27 protein-coding genes are annotated in these 26,558 nt (G+C 61.1%); 15 read left to right on the top strand and 12 right to left on the bottom strand.

Annotated features, from left to right (window positions below):
• Positions 1-11: 11 nt before the first annotated feature.
• The 5 genes from HY26_RS02170 to HY26_RS02150 are packed head-to-tail and all read right to left on the bottom strand — an operon-like array spanning position 12 to position 3,270.
• Positions 12-869, bottom strand: a complete 858-nt coding sequence (locus tag HY26_RS02170) for a hypothetical protein (RefSeq protein ID WP_112072830.1) — start codon at positions 867-869, stop codon at positions 12-14.
• Entirely contained in the window at positions 870-1,517 is a 648-nt protein-coding gene (locus HY26_RS02165) for a C1 family peptidase (protein WP_112072829.1), read from the bottom strand. It lies immediately after the preceding gene.
• Positions 1,514-2,533: an ImmA/IrrE family metallo-endopeptidase gene (locus HY26_RS02160; protein ID WP_158531391.1), complete on the bottom strand. Its 1,020-nt coding sequence runs from the start codon at positions 2,531-2,533 to the stop codon at positions 1,514-1,516. The genes HY26_RS02165 and HY26_RS02160 overlap by 4 nt, the downstream gene beginning before the upstream one ends.
• On the bottom strand, positions 2,523-2,879 hold the full coding sequence (locus HY26_RS02155) for a helix-turn-helix domain-containing protein (protein WP_112072827.1): 357 nt from the start codon (positions 2,877-2,879) through the stop codon (positions 2,523-2,525). Before HY26_RS02155 ends, HY26_RS02160 begins: the two co-directional genes overlap by 11 nt.
• Positions 2,880-2,883: 4 nt before the next feature.
• Positions 2,884-3,270 (bottom strand): hypothetical protein, encoded by a 387-nt coding sequence (locus HY26_RS02150; RefSeq protein WP_112072826.1) that lies wholly within the window; start codon positions 3,268-3,270, stop codon positions 2,884-2,886.
• A 207-nt stretch (positions 3,271-3,477) separates the two neighbouring features.
• On the opposite strand from HY26_RS02150, the gene HY26_RS02145 reads away from it, so the two are divergent.
• Together HY26_RS02145 and HY26_RS02140 are read left to right on the top strand one after the other, a co-directional pair.
• The gene (locus HY26_RS02145; RefSeq protein ID WP_112072825.1) at positions 3,478-3,801 is read left to right on the top strand and encodes a helix-turn-helix domain-containing protein; all 324 of its coding nucleotides are present in this window, start codon (positions 3,478-3,480) and stop codon (positions 3,799-3,801) included.
• The gene (locus HY26_RS02140; protein ID WP_112072824.1) at positions 3,801-5,057 is read left to right on the top strand and encodes a type II toxin-antitoxin system HipA family toxin; all 1,257 of its coding nucleotides are present in this window, start codon (positions 3,801-3,803) and stop codon (positions 5,055-5,057) included. The genes HY26_RS02145 and HY26_RS02140 overlap by 1 nt, the downstream gene beginning before the upstream one ends.
• A 111-nt stretch (positions 5,058-5,168) precedes the next feature.
• On the opposite strand, the gene HY26_RS02135 is transcribed toward HY26_RS02140, so the two are convergent.
• On the bottom strand, positions 5,169-6,227 hold the full coding sequence (locus HY26_RS02135; RefSeq protein ID WP_112072823.1) for a site-specific integrase: 1,059 nt from the start codon (positions 6,225-6,227) through the stop codon (positions 5,169-5,171).
• Positions 6,228-6,337: 110 nt separating this feature from the next.
• Between HY26_RS02135 and dusA the strand changes: the two genes are divergently transcribed.
• The 11 genes from dusA (at position 6,338) to HY26_RS02080 (ending at position 16,549) form a co-directional block, all read left to right on the top strand.
• The gene (gene dusA, locus HY26_RS02130; RefSeq protein WP_112072822.1) at positions 6,338-7,321 is read left to right on the top strand and encodes a tRNA dihydrouridine(20/20a) synthase DusA; all 984 of its coding nucleotides are present in this window, start codon (positions 6,338-6,340) and stop codon (positions 7,319-7,321) included.
• A 15-nt stretch (positions 7,322-7,336) separates the two neighbouring features.
• A complete protein-coding gene (locus HY26_RS19180) occupies positions 7,337-7,555 on the top strand; it encodes a hypothetical protein (RefSeq protein ID WP_081812955.1) in 219 nt (72 codons plus the stop codon).
• Between the two features lie 66 nt (positions 7,556-7,621).
• Entirely contained in the window at positions 7,622-9,106 is a 1,485-nt protein-coding gene (locus HY26_RS02120) for a response regulator (RefSeq protein WP_051599590.1), read from the top strand.
• Positions 9,103-10,842, top strand: coding sequence for a hypothetical protein (locus tag HY26_RS02115; RefSeq protein ID WP_065382758.1), 1,740 nt, complete (start codon positions 9,103-9,105; stop codon positions 10,840-10,842). The genes HY26_RS02120 and HY26_RS02115 overlap by 4 nt, the downstream gene beginning before the upstream one ends.
• A complete protein-coding gene (locus tag HY26_RS02110; RefSeq protein WP_051599593.1) occupies positions 10,842-11,384 on the top strand; it encodes an HdeD family acid-resistance protein in 543 nt (180 codons plus the stop codon). Before HY26_RS02115 ends, HY26_RS02110 begins: the two co-directional genes overlap by 1 nt.
• 74 nt (positions 11,385-11,458) lie before the next feature.
• Positions 11,459-11,932 carry a DUF4440 domain-containing protein gene (locus HY26_RS02105; RefSeq protein ID WP_034762157.1) on the top strand — a complete coding sequence of 158 codons (474 nt, stop codon included), beginning with the start codon at positions 11,459-11,461 and terminating at the stop codon, positions 11,930-11,932.
• A 111-nt stretch (positions 11,933-12,043) separates the two neighbouring features.
• Positions 12,044-12,934 (top strand): ion transporter, encoded by an 891-nt coding sequence (locus HY26_RS02100; RefSeq protein WP_051599622.1) that lies wholly within the window; start codon positions 12,044-12,046, stop codon positions 12,932-12,934.
• Between the two features lie 80 nt (positions 12,935-13,014).
• Positions 13,015-13,731, top strand: a complete 717-nt coding sequence (locus tag HY26_RS02095; RefSeq protein WP_034762159.1) for a molecular chaperone DjiA — start codon at positions 13,015-13,017, stop codon at positions 13,729-13,731.
• A gap of 91 nt (positions 13,732-13,822) precedes the next feature.
• Entirely contained in the window at positions 13,823-14,101 is a 279-nt protein-coding gene (locus HY26_RS02090) for a hypothetical protein (RefSeq protein ID WP_034762162.1), read from the top strand.
• Between the two features lie 154 nt (positions 14,102-14,255).
• Complete coding sequence (locus tag HY26_RS02085; protein WP_065383110.1) at positions 14,256-14,642, top strand: BlaI/MecI/CopY family transcriptional regulator; 387 nt, start codon at positions 14,256-14,258, stop codon at positions 14,640-14,642.
• Positions 14,639-16,549 carry a M23/M56 family metallopeptidase gene (locus tag HY26_RS02080; protein WP_065383109.1) on the top strand — a complete coding sequence of 637 codons (1,911 nt, stop codon included), beginning with the start codon at positions 14,639-14,641 and terminating at the stop codon, positions 16,547-16,549. The genes HY26_RS02085 and HY26_RS02080 overlap by 4 nt, the downstream gene beginning before the upstream one ends.
• Positions 16,550-16,618: 69 nt before the next feature.
• Here the strand turns inward: HY26_RS02080 and HY26_RS02075 are convergent, their stop codons facing one another.
• The 4 genes from HY26_RS02075 to HY26_RS02060 form a co-directional block, all read right to left on the bottom strand.
• Entirely contained in the window at positions 16,619-17,557 is a 939-nt protein-coding gene (locus HY26_RS02075) for a ribose-phosphate pyrophosphokinase (RefSeq protein WP_112072821.1), read from the bottom strand.
• 93 nt (positions 17,558-17,650) lie between these two features.
• Positions 17,651-18,430: a peptidoglycan editing factor PgeF gene (pgeF, locus tag HY26_RS02070; RefSeq protein WP_034769664.1), complete on the bottom strand. Its 780-nt coding sequence runs from the start codon at positions 18,428-18,430 to the stop codon at positions 17,651-17,653.
• A gap of 55 nt (positions 18,431-18,485) precedes the next feature.
• A complete protein-coding gene (locus HY26_RS02065) occupies positions 18,486-19,700 on the bottom strand; it encodes an ammonium transporter (RefSeq protein ID WP_051600342.1) in 1,215 nt (404 codons plus the stop codon).
• A 207-nt stretch (positions 19,701-19,907) separates the two neighbouring features.
• A complete protein-coding gene (locus HY26_RS02060; protein ID WP_051600333.1) occupies positions 19,908-20,831 on the bottom strand; it encodes a peptidylprolyl isomerase in 924 nt (307 codons plus the stop codon).
• Between the two features lie 94 nt (positions 20,832-20,925).
• On the opposite strand from HY26_RS02060, the gene HY26_RS02055 reads away from it, so the two are divergent.
• Entirely contained in the window at positions 20,926-21,417 is a 492-nt protein-coding gene (locus tag HY26_RS02055) for a GFA family protein (RefSeq protein ID WP_065383028.1), read from the top strand.
• Between the two features lie 176 nt (positions 21,418-21,593).
• Positions 21,594-24,455, top strand: coding sequence for a YncE family protein (locus HY26_RS02050; protein ID WP_065383029.1), 2,862 nt, complete (start codon positions 21,594-21,596; stop codon positions 24,453-24,455).
• 10 nt (positions 24,456-24,465) lie between these two features.
• Here the strand turns inward: HY26_RS02050 and HY26_RS02045 are convergent, their stop codons facing one another.
• Complete coding sequence (locus HY26_RS02045) at positions 24,466-26,082, bottom strand: class I adenylate-forming enzyme family protein (protein ID WP_034769659.1); 1,617 nt, start codon at positions 26,080-26,082, stop codon at positions 24,466-24,468.
• Between the two features lie 92 nt (positions 26,083-26,174).
• Positions 26,175-26,471, bottom strand: a complete 297-nt coding sequence (locus HY26_RS02040; protein WP_051600331.1) for a TM2 domain-containing protein — start codon at positions 26,469-26,471, stop codon at positions 26,175-26,177.
• Positions 26,472-26,558: the final 87 nt, after the last annotated feature.

Below are 26,558 nucleotides of genomic sequence, written 5' to 3'. Positions count from 1 at the left end.
TCCATCTCGTCCTAGACGTAGGTCATTTCCCGGGTTTCAGTTGCGTAGATGGATTCGCAGCGAGCTAGGAGGGCGTCGATGTCGCGATACCCCCAACTGCTTTCGCCGCGCCCATCGCTACCTGTATCCAGCTTGGCATAGGTTGCATTGATGGTCAGGGGCCCCACGCCTGCGCCCGCCTCGTGGGCGACAAAGAAGAGGAGGCGGCCGAGGCCGATAAAATTGCCGAGAGCGCGCTGCATGTAGTGGTGCGCGCGATAGGTTGCGTTGAGGCGGACCTGATCGTTTCTCTTGTCATACTTTATGCTTACATGGCTGAGACACGGAAGGTGACCCCGGTAGACCTTGCGGTCCGTTGCGGGGTCATAAATTGGAATGTCTCCGTCAAGGGCAGGACCTTCTTCTTCCGTTTCATGCAACGGGCGACCACGTCCGAGCTCATAGCATGCCTTGTAGTTCCGTCTTTCCACCTTGTTCAGCAGGTCCTTGAGCGGGTTGAACGATTTCCCTGTGAGGTCAGTCTGCCGGAGAATTCTCATGGCATAGCACCCCCACTGGCGGTCCGGGTGGGCCTCATGAATTCTTTGCATGCGCTCTGGATAGGTCTCGAATACCGCATCGCGTCCACCTCGAATGTAATCGGCATTCGGGAAAATCGTCTCGGCGACAGTGTCGAGGCTCAAACCGCCGAAACTCGTCAGAAACGCGTCGACTTCATTGTAAACGGAACGGTCCGCCGCGGAAAGGACGGTCGGTTCTGCAATCTGAATAAACAGATCAAAGGTTTCGTTGTCATGGCACTCCCGGCGGAGAAAGCGAGTTGCTTCAAACCAGGCTTCGGGCGCCGTGCGCGTCTGGATCAGGCTCATCTATTTGGTTTCCTTGGAAATCACGATTGCTGCTTCCGCCAGTTGGCGGGACAAATAGGATGGAGGCAACCAGCCATGCCCCTGGTCGCCCCAACTGGAGCCCCAGCTATTGCGGATCAGGATATGTTGTCCATCGCTGCCCCCGTAGCCCACTGCGAGGACAGCATGGGCGGCACGCGGCGGATCTGGCGCCAAGTCAGGGATGTTGCCCTGATGATCGCACATGTAAAAGGCGTCCGTAACGACAAGACCCAGGAGAACTGGGCCAGCGGTACGGATCAGCGTGGCGATGTCTTTCGGCGAGGTCTTCGTTGTATCCAACCGCGCGAAATGCAGCTCATTCTTGCATGACGGTGGGTGCCAGTCTGCCGGAGCCGGCTGATCGGTCAGATACGGCCAGGCTGACTCAGGTGGCTGGCCATTGTCGAAGAGCGCCTTTGAAATCGCCGTCAGGCTGGTGCCGCGGGAGGGATCTGCTTCGGGCATATTCTGCACTGCATGATAGAAGAGATATTCGGCGGAGAGAGCTTCCGCAGACGAGATTACATGCGCGTGGGCGTCACTCGCCGCACAGGCGAGGCAGGACATCCTTGCTCCCTGAAATCTGACCGGGCGAAAGGCTGCGCGCAAATCTAGATCGCTGGTCATGGCGTCAGGGCACCGCGCTTCAATCGTGTGGCCCGGGATACTCCACCTCGCTCCTTGCCCTCGAGATTCATCCGGATATCAAGTGTGCCGCTTCCGGGCGCGCCATTGGTCCAGGGCTGGCGTTCTTCCAGCGATATATCGGTCATGGCTGTGTCGGGAGGGCGTGCAATGATGGTGCGCATGGTTTGCGCACCATAGTTCATGGGGGATGTGTCGATGGCATTATGATCGGCCAGAATTTCAAACCCGGCATCTTTCAGGTCGCCGATATTCCATTGGAAGCCCGCGCCGGACGCTTCGGCAAGGTCGAGCCTCAACAGGTCCTCACGGCTGCCGCGCAGAAGCGCGCCGTGATCCCTTTGGGATATTTTCCACGCATCGGCCCAGCTGGTTGCGGGTCTGTGACCTTCCCCGATCTGAGATTTGAGGGCTGCCACTTTCGTATCAACAAGGGTCTGTGCCGCGGTTTGCGAAATCACATTGTGCGAGACCAGCCCCCAGCAGGTTGCCTCGAAGCTGGCCCCCATGCGGAGCGCGAGCTGGTAGACAGTCGCTGGGTCCTGAAGGTGCCCCTGCACCGTCCAGCCTTGTTTCTGTATATGGTATTTGTAGAGCCAGCGCGGGAGGAGGAATTCTGCTGCGAAAGCGTCGGCGGCGATTTCCTGGAGATCGTGCAGGTCGGCTGCAAAGCCGGACCGGTAGTTGAGCGTGCGATCGATGCTGCCGGAATGGTCGAGGACCGCATGGCCGAGTTCGTGAGCGGCGGTGAAGCGTTGAATTGAAAGCACGCGCTCCGTTGTGATGATAATTCCGCGCAGCGGTGAGGGCAGACACAGTCCCAGGGCCGATGTGAGCGGCTTGAAGACCAGCGTGATGCCAAGCGATTCAATCGCCCCGAACACATCAATCTGACCTTCCCCGAGTTCGAGCCGGGCGCGGGATTCAAGATCGAGGTGCAGTGCTTTTGCCGCCGCCACTGCCTCAAGCCGGGCCGTATTTGCCGGACTACGTGCCACCGCCGCCTCCAGACTGTTTGGACTGAAGGAAGCGCGCGAAAGATAGCAATTGTTGGCGATCATCGTCCGACAATTTCGTCGCTGCGCGCGCAAGCGCCTCAACGCTCTCCGGAAGAGGCGGGACGTCGTGCGATCCGGTGAAGGATTCCACTGACTGGGAATAGAGTTGCGAGAATCGGGAAAGTTCGACGGCGTTGACCTTGCGTTTTCCGTTCTCGATGAGAGAAATTCCTGACCGGGTAATGCCAAGAGCGCTTGCCGCTTCGTCCTGGCTGATTTCGAGATATTCACGCGCGGCTCTCAGGCGAGCACCGATCTGCGCCCACTCCGGATTTGTCTTGGTCATTTTCCTATCCCTGAACTGCGGTCATCTTTTTGGAGTGACTGCGCTCTTTCACCTTCCTTTCGCCCGAGTAAACAGAGCGCAGCTGCGGCAAGAGTTCGTCGAACAGCTCATTCTTCGATTTGTAGCCACCCCGTTTGATGATTTCCGGCGGAATGTCGATGCCGAGGATGCGTCGCGTGATCGCACTCGCATCAAGCACGCGCTTCGAGTCGATTGCCGGACCGATGCCGACAATCGAGCCACCTGTGCCAGCTGGAGCGCTTGATACAATGTCGGCATCAATCGCAGAGGATTCTTCATCGTACCAGTCCGAGAGCGCGGCACGCAGGGATTTCACCTGCGCATCGAATGCCTTCTCTCGGTCTGCGCGGGACGGTGTTGGGTCGGTCACAGTCTTCACCAATGTTCGAATTTCGAACAATATGACTACTCATGTGTGAAATGTCAACTATTGTTCGTGTTAAGTTCTCCGCGGTTGTGACATGGTCTTCTTATGATGATAATTATCCAACAAAGTGCGATCAGCTGCGTAGAATCTTGAAAATGAAACCTTCATAGCGCATATTGGGCGCTATATGCTCAACGAAGGTATCAAATCATGCCCACACCTCATGCTCCGCCGCTCACGGTTCGCCGGACATTGGCGAAACTGGGCGACGATATCTATGATGCCCGCAAGCGGCGGAAATTGTCGGCACAGGTAATTGCCGAACGGGCCCACACTTCGCGCAATACACTAAAGCGGATCGAGGATGGCGATCCGGCTGTAAGCATGGGGATCTATGCATCGGTGCTCAATGCGCTGGGCCTCCTGGAGGGCGTGGCGGATCTTGCCGATCCGGCGCGGGACCGCCTGGGGATTGAATTGTCGAGCCCGTCAACGAACCGGCGGGCAAATAAACAGCGCAAGGGATCGCGCTGATGGCCGGGCCTGTCGAGGTTCATGTCAGCTTGCCGGGCGGCACGTTCAGGGTCGGAACGCTCCACCGGACGCCGTCGCGCGACCGCGAAACAGTCAGCTTTGAGTACCACGAGGACTGGCTTGAGCAAAAGGAACGGTTTGCGCTCGAGCCTGCGCTGGCTGTCGGCAGAGGTCGCTTTTATCCAGACCAGGAACGGGAAATGTTCGGGGCGATAGGGGACTCCGCGCCGGATACGTGGGGGCGGCAATTGATGCGACGAAGGGAGCGCCGCCGGGCAGAGGCAGAGGGCCGAGCCGCCCGAACCTTGCATGAAACGGACTTCCTTCTGGGGGTCGCAGATGTATCGAGGCTCGGTGCCTTGCGTTTGAAGCAAGAGAATGACGATGCGTTCCAGGCACCAAATGGGGCAGGTGTACCGGGGTTCATCATGCTTGGGAGATTGTTGGAGAGTGCTGAACGGATCGAGCGCGGTGAAGAAACCGACGAAGATCTTCAGATGATCTTCGCTCCTGGGTCCTCCCTTGGCGGGGCACGTCCAAAAGCGTCCGTGCAGGACAACCAGGGCCGCCTTGCCATTGCCAAGTTTCCCAAAGAGAGCGACGAATACTGCGTCGAAGCTTGGGAGCACATAGCGCTGACACTGGCGCAACAGGCCGGCATTAGGTGTCCCGATCACGATCTCACGCATGTTGGCCAACGGCCCGTCCTGCTATCCTGGCGGTTCGACCGGGAAGGTGACGGACGCATCCCGTTTCTGTCAGCTTTGTCGATGCTGCAATTGAAGGATGGCGACCGGTCCAGCTATCCGGAAATCATGGACGAACTGACTCGTATGGGAGCTGGCGCAAAAAGGGATGCAACAGAGTTGTTCCGCCGAATGGTCTTCAACATCCTGATCTCGAATGTTGATGATCATCTGCGCAATCACGGATTCCTGTTTCAAGGGAAGTCGGGATGGGTGTTGTCGCCAGCCTATGATCTTAATCCGACACCTCAGGACGTGAAGCCGCGCGTGCTGACGACCATGATTAGCCCGGAGGACGGAACCTGCTCCATCGATCTTGCGATCGAACAGGCGCCATATTTCGGGCTGAACAAAGATCAGGCCGCTGCCATTGTTGTCGAGATTGGCGCCGCAGTCAGCCAATGGCGAGATGTTGCACAGTGTGTCGGCCAGACGCGGGCCCAGATAAACCGGATGGAGAGTGCATTCGAGCACGCCGACTGGGCCCGCGCAAAGGCCATGGCATCCTGATCTGGCTGAAGCCTGCGTGCTGACGAAGCTGGATGTATCAGACAAATCATGATTGCAAAGCAAATGGCGCTGATAGGCAGCGTCGAACTCAGAAGTCAGGAAAGGGGTTCACTATCGTATATTGGCAGAGGCAAGAGCCACAATCGTGTCTGCGCTGAGGTGCGTGTATCGCTTCAACATCTTCCAGTCCTTGTGGCCAGTGACCAGGGCGACCTGTTGAATTTTCAACCCTGCTTCGAAGAGCCTGCTTGTGCCTTCGTGGCGCAGGTCGTGGAAGTGCAGGTCCTCGATATTGAGGTCGGCGCATGCGCGTCTGAAGGCGGTTCCGATTGAGCGTGGGTTGTGAGGGAATACCCGACCGGTACTGTTGCTGGCCCGGCGTTGTTCATTGATGAGCTCCCAGGCGTCATAGCCCGTGAGATTTACAAGCGGCACTTTCTGATGATTGCCATCTTTTTGTCTGGGGTCTTTCCGGTCACGGACCGTAACGATGCGCCGCCGCATATCCACGTCATCCCACTGTATTGAACAGATCTCTGACTGGCGCATGGCCGTCGCGATCGCGAAACGAACAATCCGGCTCATCGGAGCGCGGTAGCGCTCATTGGCGTCGAAGAATTCGAACAGGTCATCGAGCTCTTCTTGCGAAGGTCGGCGGTCCCGTTCGCGACTCTTCCCGATCAGGCCAAGACGGTTGAGCGCAACGCGTGCAAGATTGATCTCTTCAACAGGTGTATGGACGCCGTGCACGGCTTTTGCATGCAGAAGGATTGTCTTCAGATAGGATATGTCCATCGCGATCGTCGGAGGCCCGGCGCCTTCATGAGATCGATTGCGCCCGAATTCGACGACGGTCTCGCGATCAATCTGATCGATGCGCATGTGGCCGATATCGAGTTTCAGCTTGTTGAGTGAGTAGGACTTCGATCGGCGCAGGGGCTTGCGGGATTCATGCATGTCCGCGATGTGGAGGTCGACGAGATCAGAAAGTGTATTGAGATGTTTAGGACGGGCTTTGGAGACACTTTCGCCGCGGTCGATGCGGCGTTCCATGTCCACGGCCCATCCGTCTGCGTCGCGACGACGCTTGAAGGTCTTCGAGACATACCGCCCGTTGCGTCGCACCTGGGCCCGCCAGCTTCCGGAGGGAAGTTTTACAATCGTCGCCATTTCGTGTGCGCTCCGTGTGCACAGACAGATCAAAACCGGTACAAGCGTGTGCAAATTGGTCCAAAAAAGTGCACACGTTCTTGTTTTAGCCCTTTGAAACTACTTAAAAAATGCAAATAAATCAAGCCTATAGATTTTCCATTGCCCCCATGATGGACTGGACCGACCGGCATTGCCGGGCGTTTCACCGGTGCCTGTCGAAACGGGCGCTGCTATGGACAGAAATGGTGACGGCGGATGCGGTGATCCATGGCGACCGCCAGCGACTGATCGGCTTCAATGAAGCAGAGCACCCCGTGGTACTGCAGCTCGGCGGTAGCGAGCCGTGGAAGCTGGCCGAGGCGGCGCGCATCGCTGAGGGCTTCGGCTATGACGAGGTGAACCTCAATTGCGGCTGCCCGTCCGAGCGCGTGCAATCCGGCGCATTCGGCGCCTGCCTGATGGCGGAGCCGGATCTCGTCGCGGATTGTCTGGCCGCGATGAAGGCGGCGGTCTCGATTCCCGTGACTGTGAAGTGCCGGATCGCCATCGACGACCTGCCGGCGCGCGAGACGCTGTTCACTTTTGTCGACAAGGTCTCTGCGGCCGGGTGCGAGATCTTCACCGTGCACGCCCGCAGGGCCTGGCTCAAAGGCCTGTCGCCGAAAGAGAACCGGGACATCCCGCCGCTCGATTATGACCTTGTCGCGGAACTGAAATCTGCTCGGCCGGATCTGATGATCATCCTGAATGGCGGCATTCCGGACATTGAGGCGTGTACAGAACACCTGAAACGGTTTGACGGCGTCATGCTCGGCCGCGCAGCTTACCAGACGCCAGCTCTTCTGGGTGAAGTCGACGCGGTGCTGTTCGGGGAAGGGGAGGTCTGTTCGCCTTTCGAGGCATTGGAGGCTTATCGCCCCTATATGGCGGCACGGCTGGAAGAGGGCGTCGGCTTGCATGGCATGACCCGGCATATGTTGGGTCTGTTCAATGGACGGCCGGGCGCGCGCCTCTGGCGGCGTACCCTGTCGGAGCGTGCACCGCGGCCCGGCGCGGGGTTGGAAGTCCTTGATGCAGCGCTGGAAGCCGTGCGGGATCGCGCTCCTGTCTGATCGTCCTGATCGACCATTTCACTGGGCGCGAATTGTGTTCTGGAGATCGCTGCGACGGGACGGCTGAACCTGACGGCGCGCGGTTATTCCCGTGTCCTGAAAGTTACCCGCTCCATTGCAGACCTTGATGGATCAGATGGTGTACGCCGCGTACACATAGTCGAAGCGCTCTCTTACCGCCAGCGCTCGGCGGGGGAGGGTGAGGGCATCGATGCGCAGGCCATGGCGCGTTAGGAAATCGGACATGAAACACGTGCGCGATTTAAACAAATCCTAAAGCGTCTGCTGCAGGATACCGGCATGACCAAGCCACCCCTGCTGCCGGGCGAACCGCGCCCCCAAGAAACCTTCCTCGCCGCGGCGAGCCACGAGATCCGCACGCCGCTGAACGGAATTCTCGGCACTGTATCGCTATTGCTGGAGACGGAACTGGAACCGGCCCAGCGGGAATATGCTGAAGCGATCCGGCTCAGCGGCTCGCGTCTGCTGGACCTGTTGAACAACGTGCTGGACTATGCGCGTCTTGATGCATCGGCCATTGAGCTGGAGACCGAAGCGTTCTGCCCGGTGCGCCTCGGCCGTGAAGTGGTGGAATTGCTGAGCCCGCGCGCGCATGCCGCCGGGCTGGATATCGCAGCGCGCGCATCGGACCTGCCGATGCCGTCCTATTCCGGCGATGCGGGCCGCATCCGGCAGATCCTGTTCAACCTTGTCGGCAACGCGTTGAAATTCACTGAAACCGGCGCTGTCCTGCTCGATATTCTCGCGCATGAGGACGGGCTGGAATACCGCATTATCGACACTGGCCCCGGCATCGCGCCGGAGGATCGCGAGCGTCTGTTCGAAGCCTTCCGCCAGTCCAGCCGCCAGGATGCTTACAAGGATGGGGGGGTCGGCCTCGGCCTCGCCATCGTCAAACGCCTGACCGACCTGCTGGGTGGTCAGATCGAAGTGACGGGCGAGCCGGGCCTCGGCACCTGCTTCTCCGTGAGCTTGCCCCTGAAGAAGGCCGATCTGCCGGCGACGCACGACCTGCCGGTTCTGGATGCCGTCGTGGGTCTGGCCGGTCTGCCGCCGGCGACCTGCCTGTCGACCACGGCGGCGCTGATGAATGCCTCGGCCCGTCCCGTACGCATCGACGTATCGTCCGGCTATGTCCCGCCAGAGGTCGATGTCCTGCTGATCGGGGCAGAGCAGTCGGAAGAAACGGTCCGGGCTCTGGCCCGCAAGGCGCCGGCCCTGATCGTATTGCGTCCGGAAGACCGCGGCGCCATTGCCCGCTTCAAGGCGATGGGGTGTGTCGGCTGGCTGGTGCGGCCGCTCCGGGCGTCGTCACTGGTCGAGCGGGTGTTCGTCGTGAAGGCCGGTGGCCTGCCGGTGGAGGAACCCGAAAAGCTGACGGGGGCCGGTCGCGTCCTGATCGCCGACGACAATCCCGTCAATGCGATGATTGCACGGCGCGCCTTGGAATCGGCCGGATTTACCGTCACAGTCGCCTCAACAGGTATTGAAGCGCTGGAGGCCGCGAAGAGCATGAATCCCGCCCTGGTCCTGATGGATCTCCGCATGCCCGAAATGGACGGGTTCGAAGCCATGCGCCAGCTGCGCGCCGAAGGGTCGAATGTTCCGGTGATTGCCGTTTCCGCCGAAGTGAATGGCGATATTGAGCGTCAGGCCAAAACAGCCGGGGCCAATGACGTGGTTGCCAAGCCGATTGAACCGCAAGCCTTGCGGGCGCTCGCCATCCGCTGGACGGGCGCTGAAAACAAGGCCGGCGCCGCATGACGGAAACGACCGCGAGCGCAGAGCAGGCAGAGCACAAGCCGCCGCGCGCGCTGAGGGCGTTGAAGGCCCTGAAAGACCGGCGCATGGCCGCGATGCTGATGCTCGCCTTCGCCGCCGGCCTGCCTTATGGCGCAGTGCTTGGCACGCTGAACGCCTGGCTGACGCAGGAAGGCATCAAGCCGTCCACGATCGGTACCTTGTCGATCATCACGCTTGGCTATTCCTTCAAATATCTCTGGGCACCTGCGTTCCAGGATGCGTCCTTTCCCATCCGCTGGCTGGGGCCGCGGCGCATGTGGCTTCTGGCGTTTCAGATTCCGATTGCCATCCTGCTTGCCGTTCTGGCGTTCAGCGATCCTGCGAACGCCATCGGTCTCGTCGCTTTGGTTGCGCTGAGTGCGGCGCTTCTGTCGGCGACACACGACATCGTGCTGGATGCCTGGCGGATCGAGGTGGCGCGTTCGGATGAAGACAAGGACCTGATGTCCGCGATCTACCAGCTGGGTTATCGGGCTTCCGGCTTCGTGACCGGCTTCGTTGCGTTGCTGCTGGTCGGATATATCGGTTGGCCGCTGGTCTACGGCATGATCGCCCTGATGATGCTGTTCGCGGTGGCGGGCACGTTCGTGGCGCCCGAACCCGAGCAATCCGACGATCCGGCAAATGCCCGGCCGAGCTATCAGTCGAACCTGCCCGAGTCGGAGCGGAACCTTGTGACGTGGGGCATTGCGGCCGGGTGGCTGGCCGCCTTGAGCATGATCGTCTGGTTTGTCTTCGGTGCCCTGACACAGGATCCGCCGCCAAGCGCACGGGCGTTCGTGACCCAGCAGGGGCCCATTATCGTCTCGTTCACGGTCCTTTTCCCGTCACTGATCGCGGCGACGCTGCTTTTCCGGCATGGGCGCGAGCCAGGCACCGTGCTGATCGATGGACCGGGGACAAGCCGGTTGACCCGTACGGTCCGCGTGCTGTTCCGCGCGATCTTCGATCCGCTGATGGACCTGATCGGCCGGCTCGGCTGGGGCGCGCTGTTCGTGTTGCTTCTGGCGCTGACCTATCGATTCACAGACGCGGTCTGGGGCGCCTTTGCCTATCCATTCTATCTCGATGACCGCTTCGGCGCGCTGCATCACTCCACGGCGGATGTTGCGATTGCCTCGAAATTCTTCGGCATCCTGATGATCATGGCAGGCGCCGCACTGGGCGGTGTCGTTATGGGCATTATCGGCCGCATGCCGGTTCTGGTGGCCGGGGCCGTGCTGGCGGCAGTGACCAATCTCCTGTTTGCAGACCTTGCTGCGGGCGGGGCGGCCATCGATGCATTCCTCGATTTCACCCATATGGGAGAGCCTCTGCGGGCCTTCGCTGCGGTGGCGGCAGACATATCGCCGGATGCGCATGGTGCAGATGCGGGCCCACGGCTGGCGCGCCTGATGATGGCGATTGCGGGGGAAAATCTCGCTGGCGGGTTCGCCAGTGTTGCCATCGTTGCGTATCTTACCTCTGTCGTGAATCCGCGCTTTGCAGCCGTCCAGTATGCCTTGCTCGGGTCTTTGACGATGCTGATCGGAACACTCGGCCGGCCGTGGCTTGGCGAGATCATCGAACAACAGGGCTATTATACGGTCTTCATCATCACCTTCTGGCTGGGCGGGGTTGCGGTCCTGCTCAGCATTCTGGAATGGTGGCGGCAGGCGCGGGAGGCCCGCGCTGCAAAGCAGCAGGGAGCGAGCTGATGGAAACCAAACGGCCTGAAGGCCTTGGCGGCCACTGGTGGCTTTATGTGGCGATGGGGGTGCTGTCGCTGCTGGGCGGCGTGTTCGCGCTCATGAATCCCTATGTCGCCTCTGTGTTCGTGCTTCAGCTGGTGGCCTTCCTGTTCATCCTGCTTGGCGTGATGCAGGTGGCGTTCACACTGCGCTCGCCGTTTGGTTTCTCCTGGTTTGATCTCGGCATGGGCGTCTTGCAGATCCTGCTGGGCGTCATGCTGGCGACAAATGTCTTCGGCGGTCTTGTTTCACTGACGCTGATCCTCGCTTTCCTGTTCATGCTGGAAGGCGTGATCCTTGTTCTGGCAGGGACAAATTTGCGTCCGTTCCGGCCCTGGCTCTGGCTGGTGGTTGGCGGGACGATCTCGATCCTGCTGGCGGTGTTCGTGCTGATGAATTTGCCGGAAGCGGCAGCCGCCTTGCTGGGGCTCCTGCTGGGCATAGACCTGATGTCGAACGGGCTCTGGCTGGTCGCGGCGGGCTTGATGCTCCGCGAGTTCAGGGACTGAGTGGGAAGGGGGCTGGCCCCCCGGACCGGCGCACACTAGGCTCGGCATTCCTCTTCAAAAGCCGGAGCCGTCTCATGAAAATTCTGTTCGCTGCCGCCGCGGTTGCCGTCTTGCCTCTGGCCGCGTGCACGACGCAGGCTGGTGCGCCGATTGCCGCCGGAGCCTCCCAGGTCGAGACGGAAATTGCCGCCATTACCGCCATGCTCGAAGCTCAGGATGCCGCCTGGAACCGGGGCGACATTGACGGGTTCATGGAAGGCTACTGGAAATCGCCCGATCTGCGCTTTGCCTCTGGCGGCAATGTCACGCGCGGCTGGGACGAGACCAATGCCCGCTATCACAACACTTATGGCGGCCCGGCGACGATGGGCACGCTGCTGACCGATGATTATGAAATCGTGCTGTTGGGCGCGGACGCGGCTGTCGCCCATGGCCGCTGGAAGCTGGAAGGCCGCGAAGGCACGCCGTGGGGGCTCTACACGCTGGTCCTGCGCAAGATGGGCAGTGAATGGAAGATCGTTTCGGACACGACCACGTCGGCTGAGTGAGGCCACCGGCCTGCCATGAAATGACCCCAGGCTGACGGCTTGGCAGGCCTGCGCTTTGGCGGCACAAAGCGGGCAGTCGGCCCCGCGCGGCCGCAGGATCAGGGGACCAGCATGAAGCGAGCGACACTCGATCAGGACACATCGAACTTTGCCCTGGAGCGCTCGATCGAGCGGCCCTGGTTCCGCAGCTTCATCACCGGCCTCATCATATTCAATGCAGCGATCCTGGGTGTCCTGACCTATCGGCATTCGCTGCCCCGGGATCTGGTTCTGGCGCTCGAGATCATGGACCACGGGATCACCTACATTTTCGCGGTGGAGATCCTGCTGAAACTGGTGGTCTACCGCTTCCAGTTTTTCCGGGTTGGCTGGAACTGGTTCGACTTCATCGTTGTGGGTATTTCGCTGATTCCGGGTGGCGGCGCGTTCAGCGTGTTGCGTGCATTGCGGGTGCTGCGGGTGTTGCGCCTGCTGCACGTCGTGCCGGTGATGCGCCGGATCACCGAGGCGTTACTGAAGGCCCTGCCGGGCATGGGCGCCATCGTTGCTGTGCTGGCGCTGGTGACTTACGTCGCCGCGGTGATGGCCACCAACATGTTCGGCAATACCGAAACCGAGGAAGTGCGCCAGCTGTTCGGCGACCTGCCGAGCTCCGCCTTGTCGTTATTCCAGGTGATGACCATGGATGGCTGGCGGTTCGAAGTGATGCAGAAGGTGATCGATGACGGCCACCCGATGGCGTGGGTGTTCTTCCTGATTTTCATCTTCGTGGCGAGCTTTGCCATTCTCAACCTGTTCATCGCCCTGGTCGTGGATTCGCTGGCGGCGGAGCAGAAAACCCTTCTGGAAGAAGGGCTTGAGGAGCTGGAGGAGGAGTTCGAGGAGGAGCGGGAAGAGGCTGACGATGCGCGCCATGAAATCCTGGCTGTCCTGAAGCAGTTGCAGCAGGAAGTGGCGGACCTGAAGGCCGCCGTCGCGGCGCAGCCCGGCCCGCGGGAGTAAAAATGCATTAAGCCTGCTTCACGTAACTGTCAGCAACGCGGCCTCCCAAGATCACAAAATCCTGCTATAAAGCGTCAACAATGAGCCTGTGGACGCGACTTCTTGAAGGCGGCAGACGCCTTTTTGACCCCGACATCACGCATGAGGACGAATCCCGGGAGCCGGGAGAGGTTCCGTGCGCGCCGGACCCGAATGATGTGGGCTTTACCGCCGCGGTTGTGGGCCTGGGCGCAAAGCTCGCCAAGGCGGACGGCACCGTGTCCGACAAGGAGATCATGGTCTTCTCTCGCGTCTTCCGTGCGCCGCCAGAAGAGGCTGACAATGTGCGCCGTGTGTTCAATCTCGCCCGCCAGACGGTGCGTGGCTATGAAGGCTATGCCCGCCGCATCGGGCGGCGCTACCACGACCGGCCCTGCCTGCTGGAAGGGGTGATGGACGGCCTGTTCCAGATTGCGGGCGCTGATGGCGTCATTACACAGGACGAGCTGACCTACCTGCAGAATGTGTCAGAGGCATTCGGCTTCAGCGAGGCGACGTTCCGCCGGATCAAGGCCGCGCATATGGGGCCGGACCGGAACGACCCGTATCACGTGCTGGGCGTGGCGCATGATGCGGAATTCGATGTTATCCGCGCAGCCTATCGCCGTCTGATGGCAGATCACCACCCGGACCGGGTGATCCAGATGGGCGCACCGCGCGAGTTCGAGGATGCCGCCCACGCCAAGGCCGCCGCCATTACAGCCGCCTATGCGCAGATCCGCACCGAGCGCGGCCTGCTGATCCGGCACGATTCCTGAGCGGTAACACACGTTTCTGTGAAGCGCCGCGCGGCTTTCGTTGACGGGCGGCCATGATGCCGCCATGTTGAGAAGGCAAAAGGATTTTGCCATGACTCAGACAGCGCCCCATCCCGCCGGATTCGATTTTGCCGCCACGTTGCGGGCAGGCCTTGCCCTGTTTCTTCAGGTGATGATCGGGATGATGCTGGTGCTGACCGCCGGGATCGTGGCCGTGATGACCGCGATCGCGGGCGTGCTTCTGGGCACGACCGCTCTGGTCATGCGATTCGCCGGCAGCCGCCGCACGCGCCGCCGGACGGAAGACACCGGCGAGGAAACGCTGACGCTGGAAGCCCGGCGCACGCCGCGCGGCTGGACGGTGGAATAAGTCCGCTTCCGGACCATGAACAACACCGTCTAAAGACCATGTATACACCATGAATACGGCCCGTTTCAGACGGGCCGTTTGCTTGCGCGCGCGTGTCTCTTGACGCAATTGCGCTACAAGTGTAGTGAGTCGGCGTCAAACATAGTGAGGCGCCATGTCCCAACCCAATTCTTCCGAGCTCGCGGTGCTGAAGCACCTCTGGTCCGCCGGACCGCAGAGTGCGCGTGAAGTGCATGACGCCATCGGCCCGGGGCAGGGCTGGAAACCCTCCACCACGCGTACTGTCATCGCGCGCATGGAAGAGAAGGGCTGGGTCACCCGCGCCGACGTGCACGGCATGGCTGTCTTCTCCGCCGCGCTGGACCGGACCGCGACGCTGGGCGGGCTTGTCCGCCATCTCGCGCGCCAGGTGCTGGATATGGACGGGCCGATCCCGGCGGCCCTGTTTGCCGAGAGCCCGCACCTTTCCGATGCCGAACTGGACGAACTGGACGCCATCATCAATGCGGCGGAGGACGAGAAGAAAGGGCGCAAGTCATGAGCCCGCTCGGCCTCGTCCTGATCGCCCTTGGCTGGAGCGCCGCCGTCTGGGCCGGCGCGAGCCTGATCTGCCGCATGAAGCCTGCACCGAAACTGGCGCAGGCCATCTGGCGCGGCGCCGCGCTGGTCATGATCGCGCCCTTTGCCGCTTCGCTCGTGCTGCCGGGCCTGACTGTCCGGGTCGAGGCACAGCTGGCCGAGCTGCCGCTGATGGAGCCGTTGGCCGTGGCACCCATGGACGGGGCAGCGGCCGCCGCCCCGTCGCAGGCCTTTCAATTGCCGGACACCGGCACGCTGATCCTTGGCGTGATCGCAGCTGGCTGGGCCGTGCGCTTCCTGCTCTGGAGTATCAGCCAGGTCCGCTTGCAGCGGCTTAAGGCGCGCGCCATGCGGACGAACCGTCCTATCGGTCACTGGGCGGAGGCGGTCGGCCTCTCCCGCACGCCGCTGGTTCATGTCATCCCGCGCGGGGCGCCGTTCCTTGCGGGCATTCTGAAACGCTCCGTCTACGTCCCGGCGGCCCTGATCAATGGGGCAGGGGCGAGCCAGGTGATCGTGCACGAACTCGTCCACCTGAAACGGGGCGATCTTGCCACACGGCCGCTCGAGCGCGTGATTGCGGATATATTCTGGTTCTCGCCATTTGCCTGGTGGATCCGCGGCCAGCTCGATTTCTGGCGGGAGGCCGTGGTCGATGACGAAACAGTTGAGCTGACCGGCGACCGGATCGCCTATGCCCGGACCCTTACTTCTGCTGCGCGCGTGTCGCGCGATGAGGCGGTGCTGCCTGTGGCGGCATTCATCCTCCGGAAGAAAGGAACCCTGAAGATGCGTCTCAACGAATTGCTGACCGAGAAAACCCGCCCGCGCCGGCTTGGCCTTGTCCTGGCCGCGGCGCTTGTCTGTGCCGCCCCGCTTGCCATCGCCCAGGGCATGCTGATCAAGGGCGCTGCCGCCGCGCCGGGTGCGGATATCAGCTACAGCCACGCCGTGCTGGACAAGGCCCGCCTGACCAGCGCGTTCGGCCTGCGCAAACATCCGATCACGGGCGAAAAGAAAACCCATAATGGAGTCGATCTTGCCGCAGCTGAAGGCGTCCCGGTCCATGCGCCCTCCGCAGGCGTGATCACATCGGCCGCAGAGAAAGGTGCCTATGGCAATCTCGTGGAAATGCAGGCCGGCGGCCAGACCGTGCTGCGCTTTGCCCAGCTGGAATCCATGACGGTCAGCGCAGGCGATGCGGTGAAGCCGGGTGATGTGATCGGCACGCTCGGCCAGTCAGGCCAGGCCACCGGCCCGCACCTGCACTTCGAAGTTTGGCGCAGCGGCGTGGCCGTCGATCCGCAGACAGAGGAAGGACTCGTCCTGGCAGACAGCCTGTTCATCACGTCCTCTTCCGGTGCAGCGGCGCCAAAGCCGCCGGAGCCTCCGGTGCCGCCAGCACCGTCGGCGGATGCCCCCAAAGCGCCTGCGCCACCCGCCGCGCTGGGGGCATTCATCGAAAAAACAAGCGCAGATCTGAACGCGTGTAAGGATGCCGCAGAAGCGTTTGAGGCGATGCCTATGCCTGCGGCATGGACGACCCGCAAGGAGGCGTCTCGTAAGGCAAACTGGCAGACCGGCCTCACCCTCGCGACGGACTGGGCGCCAGACGTTCTGGCCTATCCGCGCCCGGCCTATCCGGCAGAGGCCGCTGCGGCATCCCGGAGCGGTGTCTGCAAAGTCATGTTTGACCTCGGAACGGACGGTCTGCCGAAGAATATGCTCGCTGAATGTTCTGATCCTGTGTTCGCAGCTTCTGCCGCTGAACTCAAAGGCGCCCGGTTCGAACCTGCCATTGGCGTCGACGGCAAGCCGGTCGAGGTGAAGGGCGTGACTTACCCGCTGCAATACTGCATCGAAGCCTGACCTCGGGCATCCCCTCAAACAAAAAGCCCGCAGCAGGCTGCGGGCTTTTTTCTGTCTTGTAGTCCTGGCTTAGCGGTCGAAGAGTTTCGACACGCTTTCCTCGTTCGCAATGCGGCGTATGGCTTCGCCCAGCAGCGGTGCGATCGGCAGGATACGGATGGATTTTGATTTCTTCGCTTCGTCGGACGGGGCGATCGTGTCGGTCATGACCAGTTCGTCGAGCACCGATTTTTCGATCCGCTCCACGGCCTTGCCTGAGAGGACACCGTGGCTGACATAGGCGGCGACCGATTTGGCACCGGCTTCCTTGAGGGCTGCAGCAGCGTTCGCCAGCGTGCCGCCCGAGTCGCACATATCGTCCAGCATGATGCAGCGCTTGCCGCTGACATCGCCGATGATGTTCATCACTTCGGATTTCCCGGCTTCCGGGCGGCGCTTGTCGACAATGGCGAGGTCCGCATCGTCGAGCCGCTTGGCCAGGGAGCGCGCCCGCACCACGCCGCCGACGTCCGGCGAAACAACCACGATCTTGTCCTTCCCGTAGCGCTCCTTGATGTCGTCGATCATCACCGGGCTGCCGAAGAGGTTGTCGGTCGGGATGTCGAAGAAACCCTGGATCTGGCCGGCGTGCAGGTCGACGGTCAGCACGCGGTCGGCGCCGGCCGTGGAGATGAGGTTGGCGACCAGTTTTGCCGAGATCGGCGTGCGGCCGTCAGTCTTCCGGTCCTGGCGGGCATAGCCGAAATAGGGGATCACCGCCGTGATGCGCCGGGCCGAGGCGCGCTTCAGCGCGTCCATCATGATCAGCAGCTGCATCAGATTGTCGTTGGCGGGGTGAGAGGTCGATTGGATCACGAAGACATCCTCGCCCCGGACATTCTCATCGATCCGGACGAAGATTTCCTCGTCTGCGAAGGATTTCACCTCCGAACGGGTCAGTCTCATGTCGAGATAGTCGGCAATGGCTTCGGCCAGCGGACGGTTAGCGTTGCAGGCGAGAAGTTTCATGTCGGCTTTGACCCTGTAGCTGCCCCGGATGGCGACGCTTTTGTAACAGGGAGCCGCGAGTCGCAACCGGACTCTGCCGCTGAGCGCAAATTTTTACGGTTGGAGCACAATGACTGAGGCATTTCGGCCATAGTCCGGTTCACCGCGATGATTCCGGCGTCGATTGGAAAAATAGCTGTCTTCCAGCGCGCAGGTGTCGAGGCCGAGATTGGCGATATGGCCGATGTCCATCGCGGCGAGGCTGGCGCTGCAATAGCCGGGCAGATCGAAATGATAGCGGTCTCCCTTGCCGGAGACGAAAAGGTGTTCGCTGGCGGGGGAGACTTCCAGGAAGGTGTCGCGGAATTCCGGGCCGACCTCGTAGCTCGTCTGGCCAATCGTCGGCCCGATCGCCGCATGGATGCGGCCTGGCCGGGCGCCGAGCTCTGTCATCGAGGCGACGGTGGCCTCCAGCACGCCGCCGAGCGCGCCTTTCCAGCCGGCATGGGCCGCGCCGATCACGCCGGCTTCGGCATCCGCAAACAGGACCGGCGTGCAGTCCGCCGTCAGGATGCAGAGGCTGAAGCCCGGCAGGGTCGTGACCATGGCGTCTGCCTGCGGGCGGTCTGTGTCCCAGGCTTCGGTGACGTGGACGACGTCAGCCGAATGGACCTGGTGGCAGGAGAGCAGGGCATCCGCGCCCATGGCCTTTCGGATGATTTCCCGGTTTTGCGCCACGGCAGCCGGATCATCGTTTGAGCCCGGCCCGGCATTGAGGCTGGCATAGAGACCGGTGGAAACGCCGCCTTTGCGTCCGAAAAAGCCATGACGGACGCCCTTCAGTCCGGCGAGGCCGGGGGCCGTTTCGAAGGGGGGCTGGGCTGTGCCGGTCATCCGTCCAAGGCGTGATGTGACGCGGGGGCAATGTCAAGTTGCCGATCCGCAATCCCTATTGGTGATAGGCGCTCTCGCCATGGGTGGCGGAATCGAGCCCGGCCTCTTCATCCTCCGGCGAAACCCGCAGCGGGATGACGGTGCGGATGGCGTAGAGCAGGCCTGCCGTCACGGCGGCTGACAGAAGCGCCACGACCGCGACGCCCAGCAGCTGGACCCCGAACTGGACGAAGACCGGCTTCGACAGGCCGGGCGCCAGCGGGCCGAAGGCGGCCAGGAAGGGCAGGGCGAGGCTGCCGAGAATGCCGCCGACGCCGTGCACGGCGAACACGTCGAGGCTGTCGTCGATCTGCAGCTTCTGCCGGATCAGCACGACCGCGCCGTAACAGATGATCGCGCTGGCCGCGCCGATGACCAGCGCACCTGCCGGACCGACCGATCCGGCCGCCGGGGTGATCGTGGCGAGACCTGCCACCATGCCGGTTGCGATGCCGACCAGTGTCGGCTTGCGGAAGCTGATCCATTCAATCGCCATCCAGACAAGCGATGCGGTAGCGGCGGAGGTGTGCGTGACCAGCATGGCCCGGGCGGCATCCCCGTTCGCGCCGAGGGCGGAACCGGCATTGAAGCCGAACCAGCCGACCCACAGCATCGCTGCGCCCAGCATCACGAAGCCGGGGCTGTGCGGCGGGTGCATGTCACGCGGGAAGTGGGCCCGCTTGCCGATGATCAGCGCAAAGACGAGCGCGGACACGCCTGCCGTCGTGTGCACGACGATGCCGCCTGCAAAGTCGATCACGCCCATGCCGGCGAGCCAGCCGCCGCCCCAGACCCAGTGGGCGGCGGGCGCATAACACAGCAGCAGCCAGAGCGCGCAGAAGGCCAGCATCGCGCCGAAATTCACCCGCTCCACAAAGGCACCGACAATCAGCGCCGGGGTGATGATCGCGAAGGTCATCTGGAACATCATGAAGAGCGGCTCGGGAATGGACTGGCCGTCCAGCGGGGCTGCGGTGACGCCTGCGGCGAAGGATTTCGCAAAGCCGCCGATGATGCCGCCATCGCCCGGCCCGAAGGCGAGGGAATATCCGCAGACCAGCCAGACGATGCTCATCAGCGCGGCGATCGCCATGCACTGCATCAATACCGAGAGCAGATTCTTCGCCTGGACAAGGCCGCCATAGAACAGGGCGAGGCCGGGCAGGGTCATGAACAGGACCAGCGCAGTGGCGGTGAGAATCCAGGCCGTGTCACCTGCGCTGGATCCCATGTCCGCAAAGGCCGGCGCGGAAAATGCCGCGCACAGCAGCGAAAGCACGCCGAAGCGTGCCGCAGTCGAATTGTACACCAATGTCAGCTCCCTCACTTAGTTCACGCGCGTGAACTTGCCCTCCACTCGCGTCTACTGGTTTGGGAAAAACAGGCGCCGAGTGCACCGGACCGCCAAGCAAATTGGATTAACCAATCGCGAACTGGATCAATTATGCTCAATAATTGGGCGGGCAGGGACCGGTAATGTGCAAATATCGAGCACTTTTGGCGGGGTTTGAGGAAAGGCGGTGACCGAAGAGTAGTCGATCTTGCTCTCTTTCAGGGCAGTCCATTCGGGGCTCGGGGTCTTCATGACTTCGAAGGCAGGGCGGCCGTCTGCCGGCATATCGGCGGCGACATGGGCCGCGATGATCCTGTTCGGGGCGAGCTTGCCGGTGCGCGCCTCTGCGGCTTCGTCGGCGGCCACCGGATCATCGCCGAACAGGATGTCCGTTTCCGCCTCGGTCGAAGGTTCCACGCGGGCGAGGCGATTCACCGTGTCCATGCCGGAAATCACGCGGCCGACGATGGTGTAATTCCGGTCGAGGTAGCGGCGCGGCAGGAGCGGGATGTAGATTTCGGTGACCGCCGTGTCCGGCCCTTCGTCGCGGGCCATGCCGACGGCTCCGGGGCAGTTCAGCAACCATTCGCCGCCCCGCTGGTTTGCCACCGGAAAGCCCTTCCGGTGACCGACTTGCGCTGCGTAGAGATCTTCGCCGCCGAGCGGGTCGAAGCCGATAGTGCTGGCTTCGCGTTCAGCTTCCAGCGGCAGGCGCGGTACATCTTTGAGGTGTTCGTCGAACTCCCGGCCGGCCTGGGCCACATGGGTTTCGACCACGCGGTAGAAATATTCGCCGTCGAAATAGCCGGTCCGCACCGCTTCGCGCAGGGCGGCGGTATTCACCGGGGCCGCCTCGGGCAGCAATTCGATAAAGATGATACCGTTCTGGCCAAGATCGAACAGGAGGAGGTTCTCCGGATCGACCGGGCGCCAGGAATACTCTTCCGGTACCGCCTCAGGCGCAGTTTCTGCCGGGGCGCTCTGGCAGGCGGCGATCAGGGCAAGGGCGGGGATCAGGCGTTTCAGCATGGCCTGAGTGTGGGCGGGGAAGGGGCCCGGAGGCAAGCGAATATGAAGAGACAGATTAGTTGTTCCGGTAGAATTGCCGGGTAGGATCACCCGCATGCTACGCGCCGATGTTTCCCGCCCGCCACTCCCGAAAACGCCCATCCATGGCGGCTGCCATTGTGGGGCCGTGCGCTATGAAATCACGGCCCGGCCGAAAGCGGTGAACGCCTGTCATTGCGATGACTGCAAGCGGCTGTCCGGAGCGACCTTCGGCCTCTACCTGCATGTGCCGAAAGCTTCGCTGGATGTCGCTGCCGGCACATTCGACACATTCAGGCGCACCGGCGGCAGCGGCCACACGATCCCGATTGAGCGGTGTACAGAGTGTGGCACCCGCATGTGGCACCTGCCGGAGGCGGCGCCGGACCTTGTCATTCTCTGCGCCGGCACGCTGGACGACCCGTCCTGGGCCGTGCCGACCTCCCACATCTTCATCGAGGAAGCCGCACCCGACGCCGTAGCGGCAAACGACGCCCTGGTGATCGAATCCTTCAACTCAACCCGCCAGGCTTTGTGGGATCACTTCGCGTCCATTTATCGGGACTGAATTTGCAGTTCTCGCAGGGATTTAATTTCTCATGTGAGATACACTATTTTCTGCGTCCGGAGGAGTTCGCCTAACAGGATGTATCTTGAGCACTTTTCTGTCTCATGGCTGGCAATTTGGGGTTGCGTGTTATGCGTTGATCCGGAAAGTTGAACTCTCCATTGGGAGGGTAGAAAATGGGAATACGCGCGTTCGCGGCGGCGCTGGCATCGGTTGTCTGGCTAGCAGCTTGCGGAGGCGGCGGAGGGGGCGGCACATCCAGCCCACCTCCTGCACCCCCAGCATCCAACCAGGCACCTTCCGCCAATGCCGGACAGGATATTGCCGGCCCAATCGAAGCGGACGGTGTTCAGGTCGGCAGCGATCTAAGCGGTGATCCGGACGGCGATACGCTCACCTATCTTTGGACCATTATCTCCCAACCAGAGGGGGCCGATGCAGAACTGGATGATGAAACCGCGCAGCAACCAAAACTGCTGACCCTGGTACCCGGGACTTATGAGCTTGAACTCGCCGTTTCGGATCCCGCCGGCGCGACAGGTTATGACAGAGTGTCCGTGACGCTTGAGAACGATGCGCCCGTGCCGGTGGCGGATGTATCCCTTTTCATGCCTGCGATCGGAGAGAACATCGGGCTGACCGCAGTTGAGACGTCTGATCCCAATGGCCAGCCGCTGACATATACGTGGACATTAGAGACGGCACCGGCGGGTGTGGCGGCGGGCACGACATATGACGGCGTGACGCAGACGCTCTCTTTCGATACGGAAGGGGCGTACGGCTTTTCTCTGACTGTATCGGATGGGTATGACTCGGTGGTGGTCGACCTTCCAGCAATCTTCGCAAGTAAATTTTCAATCCGTAAGCTGCCAAGAACGTTCAGCGCCCGGGGGCTGCAGCCAGGCGGCGGCCGGCTGGTTGTGGATCTTCATGACCAGATCGGCGTTTTCGATGAGGGGGTGATTGAGCCGAAACTTATACCCGCTCCGCACGATGTGGTCGGTGTGGCTGTGTCACCGGACGGAAGTATTGCTGCGGTAGAAGGCGATGATGCCATGAGCTTTGTCGATCTCGACAAAGCCGAGATCATCGCTACATGGCCTCTGGACGTTTCTCCCAGACATTTTGTGGTGTCCGATGAGGGCATTGCCTACATAACAGGTTTGTCTGGCGGCAGTACCGATCTTGTGTCTGTCAACATGACAACCGGACAAGTCAAAACGACCGCGGGACGGTATCCGGACCTTAGAGGTTACCTGCATCCCTCCGGCGACAAATTGTATGTTATGTCAGGCATCTCTCCGAATGTCCTTGGCCGGTACACGATCTCGGGTGGGGCGTTTTCAGACTATCGTGAGTCGACCACCGCGAATGGCCTGTGTGGGGCGGGCTGGATGAAGGGAGATGGAAGCGCGCTCATGGCCTATTGCGGCCGGATTATGCAGTTTTCTGATGATCCGGCGACGGATATGACGCCGATCGGGTGGATCTATAATCTTGGTGGCGTCCAAAGCGCGACATACAGCCCGATTACGAAATACTGGTATGTTCTGGGGCTTCCGAATGAAGAGTTCCAGAGCAAGATACTGGTGTATGACTCCCGGACTTATGAATTGATCCACACGATCGAGCTGCCATTGGAGCATGGGACAAGCGGCAATCAGCTGGTCGCGCGATTCGTCACTGCCAGCCAGACGGATCTTTCGCTCCGCATTCTCGCAACGGATCACCCGACAGCGGATGTGGATCACTACATGCTGGTGACGGCTTTGGATTACCCTGCCGGAGTGAACCTGCCTCCCGAAGTGACATTGCAGAAATATTCGGCCGGGTATGTGGGCGAGCAGGTGAGTCTCGATACCAACGACAGCATTGACCCTGAAGGGCTGCCGTTGACGTATGATTGGCAGGTTCTGAGTGAGCCGAATCCTGGCGCAGCGATCCTGACCGGCGGAATTGGGCCAAATGTGAATATGGTTCCGTCTTTGGAAGGGGAATATGTTGTCCAGCTCATTGTGAGCGATGGCGTTCACCAGGTGGTCCGGCAAGTGACCGTGTCAGTTGCGCCGGATCATAGCGCTGCCTTCTACAGATTGCCTGGAAAAATTCTCGATGCGGATTATTCCAAATCACTTTCCGTGCTTGCCTATGTCGTGGAAGGCGAGTCTTCGGTGCGCCTGGTCGATCTTCTGAATTTTAAGGAAAGGCAAGTTCCGCTTGAGCGTCAGGCGTACAGTATCGGGCTCAGTCCGGACGGCCGGCAGGCCGCTGTGTCTCTGTCCGGCAAAGTTTATTTGATCGATCTGACATCGGCAAAGGTTATTGATAGTGCGCTGGTATCCTGGGACTGGGGAGATATCGTCCTCGACGGAAACGGGCGTGCCCATTTCAATACGGAAAAGGGAAGTGTCGGCCCCTTAGTGTCCGTCGATTTCGGTGCAGACGAGGTCAGCATGAAGTACAGCCTTGATCTTGGCACGGCGCTTCGCATGCATCCGACCGAAAACTGGATTTATGGTGTTACGACAAGACAGACCCCAGCGGTTCTCCGCAAATGGGATACGACGACTTTGCCTGTCCAATCGCTCAGGATTGAAGAGATCGGCGTAGCCCAGGAAGAGTTGGGGGGAAATATCTGGATCAGCGAAGACGGCGACAGGATGCTCTCAGGAACCGGCCGATTGTTCACGATCTCTGGTAATTACTCCGCGGACATGTTGCTCGATTACACGATACCGGACGGCATATTCGCCGCCTGGGCAGATCACTCAAGTGAAACACGGGAGTGGGCCGTGATCATCGGGAACTCGACCGGCGTGCCGAGCATGAATGGAAAGATCGCCTTCTATGACGATCAGACCTTTGCGCGGAAGTCTGTCGCCGACGTGCGTGACGTGCCCATCGAGGGTGTGCTCTACCCCGTCCTCGCTGCCCGGATATTCCACTCCGACGATGGCTCTGGGCAGGTCCTTGTGACATCGAATCTGGGCGCCACAGCGGACCCGTTCACCGTTCAGGTGTTAAATTTGTCGAAGTGACAATCAGCGCCTACTCCACCTGATCGGTGTAGGCGCCTTGTTCAAAGGCTTCGGCGAGTTTGAAGCGCTGGATCTTGCCGGAGCCGGTAAGGGGCCAGTCGTCGACCCAGATCCAGTAGGCGGGCGTTTTCTGCGGTGACAGGCGCTCGCGGATGAAGGTCTTCAGTTCTGCATCGGTCGGGTGGGGCTTTGAATTGCCGCGCATGAAGCAGGCGACCTGTTCTCCCCATTTCTCGTCGGGTATGCCGACAATGGCGATTTCGGAAATGGCATCGTGTTCGAGCAGGGCGTTCTCGATCTCTGCCGGGAAGAGGTTTTCCCCGCCTCGAATGATCATCTCCTTCACCCGGCCGGTGATTTTCACATAGCCGCGTTCGTCCATGCGGCCGAGATCGCCGGTGTGCAGCCATTTTTCGCTGTCGATGGTTGCGGCAGTGGCTTCCGGATTGTCGTTGTAGCCGAGCATGACGGAATAGGCGCGGGCGCAGATTTCACCCTGTTCGCCGATGGGCATGACTTCGTTCGTGGCCGGGTCGCGGATTGAAATTTCCGTATACGGTACGGGCTGGCCGATGGTCTGGGTCAGGTCTGTCTCGTCGTCCTCATACCAGGCCTGGGTGAGGCCGGGAGATGTTTCGGTCTGGCCATAGATGATCTGGATCGGTGCGCCCAGCACCTTGCGGGCCTTGCGGCAAAGCTCCGGCGGCACCATTGAGCCGCCGGACATGATGCGACGGGTGGCGGAGACGTCGCGCCCTGTTTTCTCGACCTCTTCGATAAGGGCGACCAGCATGGTCGGCACACCGAGAATGAATTTGGTGCGCTCACGCTCCATCACCTTGACGATCATCGCCGGGTCGAACATCGGCGCGAGCAGCATGGTCGCCCCGACGCCAAGACCGCCCAGCACCAGAATGGCGCAGCCGGTGGTGTGGAAGAGGGGCATGTGGTGCACGAACACATCGCCCTGGTTCACACCGGCGCGTTTCATGTCCTCGATGCCATTGAGGACGAGGCCATTGTGGTGGAGCAGGGCGCCCTTGGGAAAGCCGGTTGTGCCGGATGTGTACTGAATCTGCGTCGGATCGTGTGGGTCCGGGCTGCGCAGCTCGCCGCGCGCTTCGCCGTCGAACAGGGCGGCATGGTCGGTCAGCAAGATTCGGTGGCGGATGGCCGGGATTTCATTGCAGACCTCGTCGGCGATCTGTTGCATCGGATTGCCGCGGAAATCGGCGACATAATAGATTGCTTCGGAGCGGGACTGTTCGAGCACGTATTTCAGTTCGCGCTTCTGGTAGGCCGGGTTCACCGTGACGAGGGTGATGCCGGCGAGGCCGCAGGCGAGCTCCAGCAGCACCCATTCGGGCACGTTGTTGGCGTAGACCGCAACGCGGGCGCCTTCCTCATGGCGGCTGGCCAGCGCGCGGGCGAGGCGCTCGGCATCGAAGAGGAGTTCCTGATAGGACCAGGTGCGCAGGACGGTGCCGTCATAGTCCAGCGCTTTCAGGGCCGGCTGGTCCGGTTTGCGGGCGGTCGAGGCGCGCAGCATGTCGCCGATTGTGCGCGGGGCCGGTTCGGGCCCCCCATGAGCCGGAAAATAGGATTCCGTCAGCGAAACCTGGTACATGCGTGCCTCCCAACACTCATTAAGTGTTGGAGGTTACAGGGAAAATTTCCTCGCCGCTACGGGCCATTCCGGCGCGGCTGCAGCAGGTTCACCTAGTAGGCGTAATGGCCGCGGCGGCGCAGGTATCCGGCCATCCGGGAGCGCTTGTCGTCGAGATCGTCTTCGATGATCGAAGGGATCAGGAAGAAGTCCAGGAACCACCAGACAAAGCCGATCAGGAAGAAATAGGAAATGATCTGCAGGATCGCGCTGATCGGCTTGCCCAGATAAAAGCGGTGGGCCGAAACGAAACCGAGGAAAAACCAAAGCAGGTAGGCCGCGCCCGCGCTCTTGCGCTCATTGGCAACGCGTTGCTCGATCAGGATCATGTCATCGGTTGTAAGGCTCATGGCCCGGGGTCTCCTTCTTATCGAATAACAATATATGTGTATTCCCGCGAGATTCCAAGGGCAGCGCCGATCTGGCGCCTGATTTTT

It is taken from the genome of Hyphomonas sp. GM-8P (genome assembly GCF_003263315.1).
Taxonomy (GTDB): domain Bacteria; phylum Pseudomonadota; class Alphaproteobacteria; order Caulobacterales; family Hyphomonadaceae; genus Hyphomonas.
This window is presented reverse-complemented; position numbering and strand designations above follow the sequence as displayed.

What these genes read in the sequence shown, in the direction of transcription:
- HY26_RS02155 (WP_112072827.1), bottom strand. Translation starts at nt 2,879, where the DNA reads ATGACCAAGACAAATCCGGAGTGGGCGCAGATCGGTGCTCGCCTGAGA.
- HY26_RS02100 (WP_051599622.1), top strand. Translation starts at nt 12,044, where the DNA reads ATGAAGCGAGCGACACTCGATCAGGACACATCGAACTTTGCCCTGGAG.
- HY26_RS02055 (WP_065383028.1), top strand. Translation starts at nt 20,926, where the DNA reads ATGCTACGCGCCGATGTTTCCCGCCCGCCACTCCCGAAAACGCCCATC.
- HY26_RS02090 (WP_034762162.1), top strand. Translation starts at nt 13,823, where the DNA reads ATGACTCAGACAGCGCCCCATCCCGCCGGATTCGATTTTGCCGCCACG.
- HY26_RS02080 (WP_065383109.1), top strand. Translation starts at nt 14,639, where the DNA reads ATGAGCCCGCTCGGCCTCGTCCTGATCGCCCTTGGCTGGAGCGCCGCC.
- HY26_RS02115 (WP_065382758.1), top strand. Translation starts at nt 9,103, where the DNA reads ATGACGGAAACGACCGCGAGCGCAGAGCAGGCAGAGCACAAGCCGCCG.
- HY26_RS02095 (WP_034762159.1), top strand. Translation starts at nt 13,015, where the DNA reads ATGAGCCTGTGGACGCGACTTCTTGAAGGCGGCAGACGCCTTTTTGAC.
- HY26_RS02050 (WP_065383029.1), top strand. Translation starts at nt 21,594, where the DNA reads ATGGGAATACGCGCGTTCGCGGCGGCGCTGGCATCGGTTGTCTGGCTA.
- HY26_RS02045 (WP_034769659.1), bottom strand. Translation starts at nt 26,082, where the DNA reads ATGTACCAGGTTTCGCTGACGGAATCCTATTTTCCGGCTCATGGGGGG.
- pgeF (WP_034769664.1), bottom strand. Translation starts at nt 18,430, where the DNA reads ATGACCGGCACAGCCCAGCCCCCCTTCGAAACGGCCCCCGGCCTCGCC.
- HY26_RS02170 (WP_112072830.1), bottom strand. Translation starts at nt 869, where the DNA reads ATGAGCCTGATCCAGACGCGCACGGCGCCCGAAGCCTGGTTTGAAGCA.
- HY26_RS02135 (WP_112072823.1), bottom strand. Translation starts at nt 6,227, where the DNA reads ATGGCGACGATTGTAAAACTTCCCTCCGGAAGCTGGCGGGCCCAGGTG.
- HY26_RS02165 (WP_112072829.1), bottom strand. Translation starts at nt 1,517, where the DNA reads ATGACCAGCGATCTAGATTTGCGCGCAGCCTTTCGCCCGGTCAGATTT.
- HY26_RS02105 (WP_034762157.1), top strand. Translation starts at nt 11,459, where the DNA reads ATGAAAATTCTGTTCGCTGCCGCCGCGGTTGCCGTCTTGCCTCTGGCC.
- HY26_RS02110 (WP_051599593.1), top strand. Translation starts at nt 10,842, where the DNA reads ATGGAAACCAAACGGCCTGAAGGCCTTGGCGGCCACTGGTGGCTTTAT.
- HY26_RS02065 (WP_051600342.1), bottom strand. Translation starts at nt 19,700, where the DNA reads ATGGGATCCAGCGCAGGTGACACGGCCTGGATTCTCACCGCCACTGCG.
- HY26_RS02145 (WP_112072825.1), top strand. Translation starts at nt 3,478, where the DNA reads ATGCCCACACCTCATGCTCCGCCGCTCACGGTTCGCCGGACATTGGCG.
- HY26_RS02140 (WP_112072824.1), top strand. Translation starts at nt 3,801, where the DNA reads ATGGCCGGGCCTGTCGAGGTTCATGTCAGCTTGCCGGGCGGCACGTTC.
- HY26_RS02040 (WP_051600331.1), bottom strand. Translation starts at nt 26,471, where the DNA reads ATGAGCCTTACAACCGATGACATGATCCTGATCGAGCAACGCGTTGCC.
- HY26_RS02075 (WP_112072821.1), bottom strand. Translation starts at nt 17,557, where the DNA reads ATGAAACTTCTCGCCTGCAACGCTAACCGTCCGCTGGCCGAAGCCATT.
- HY26_RS02120 (WP_051599590.1), top strand. Translation starts at nt 7,622, where the DNA reads ATGACCAAGCCACCCCTGCTGCCGGGCGAACCGCGCCCCCAAGAAACC.
- dusA (WP_112072822.1), top strand. Translation starts at nt 6,338, where the DNA reads ATGCAAATAAATCAAGCCTATAGATTTTCCATTGCCCCCATGATGGAC.
- HY26_RS02060 (WP_051600333.1), bottom strand. Translation starts at nt 20,831, where the DNA reads ATGCTGAAACGCCTGATCCCCGCCCTTGCCCTGATCGCCGCCTGCCAG.
- HY26_RS02085 (WP_065383110.1), top strand. Translation starts at nt 14,256, where the DNA reads ATGTCCCAACCCAATTCTTCCGAGCTCGCGGTGCTGAAGCACCTCTGG.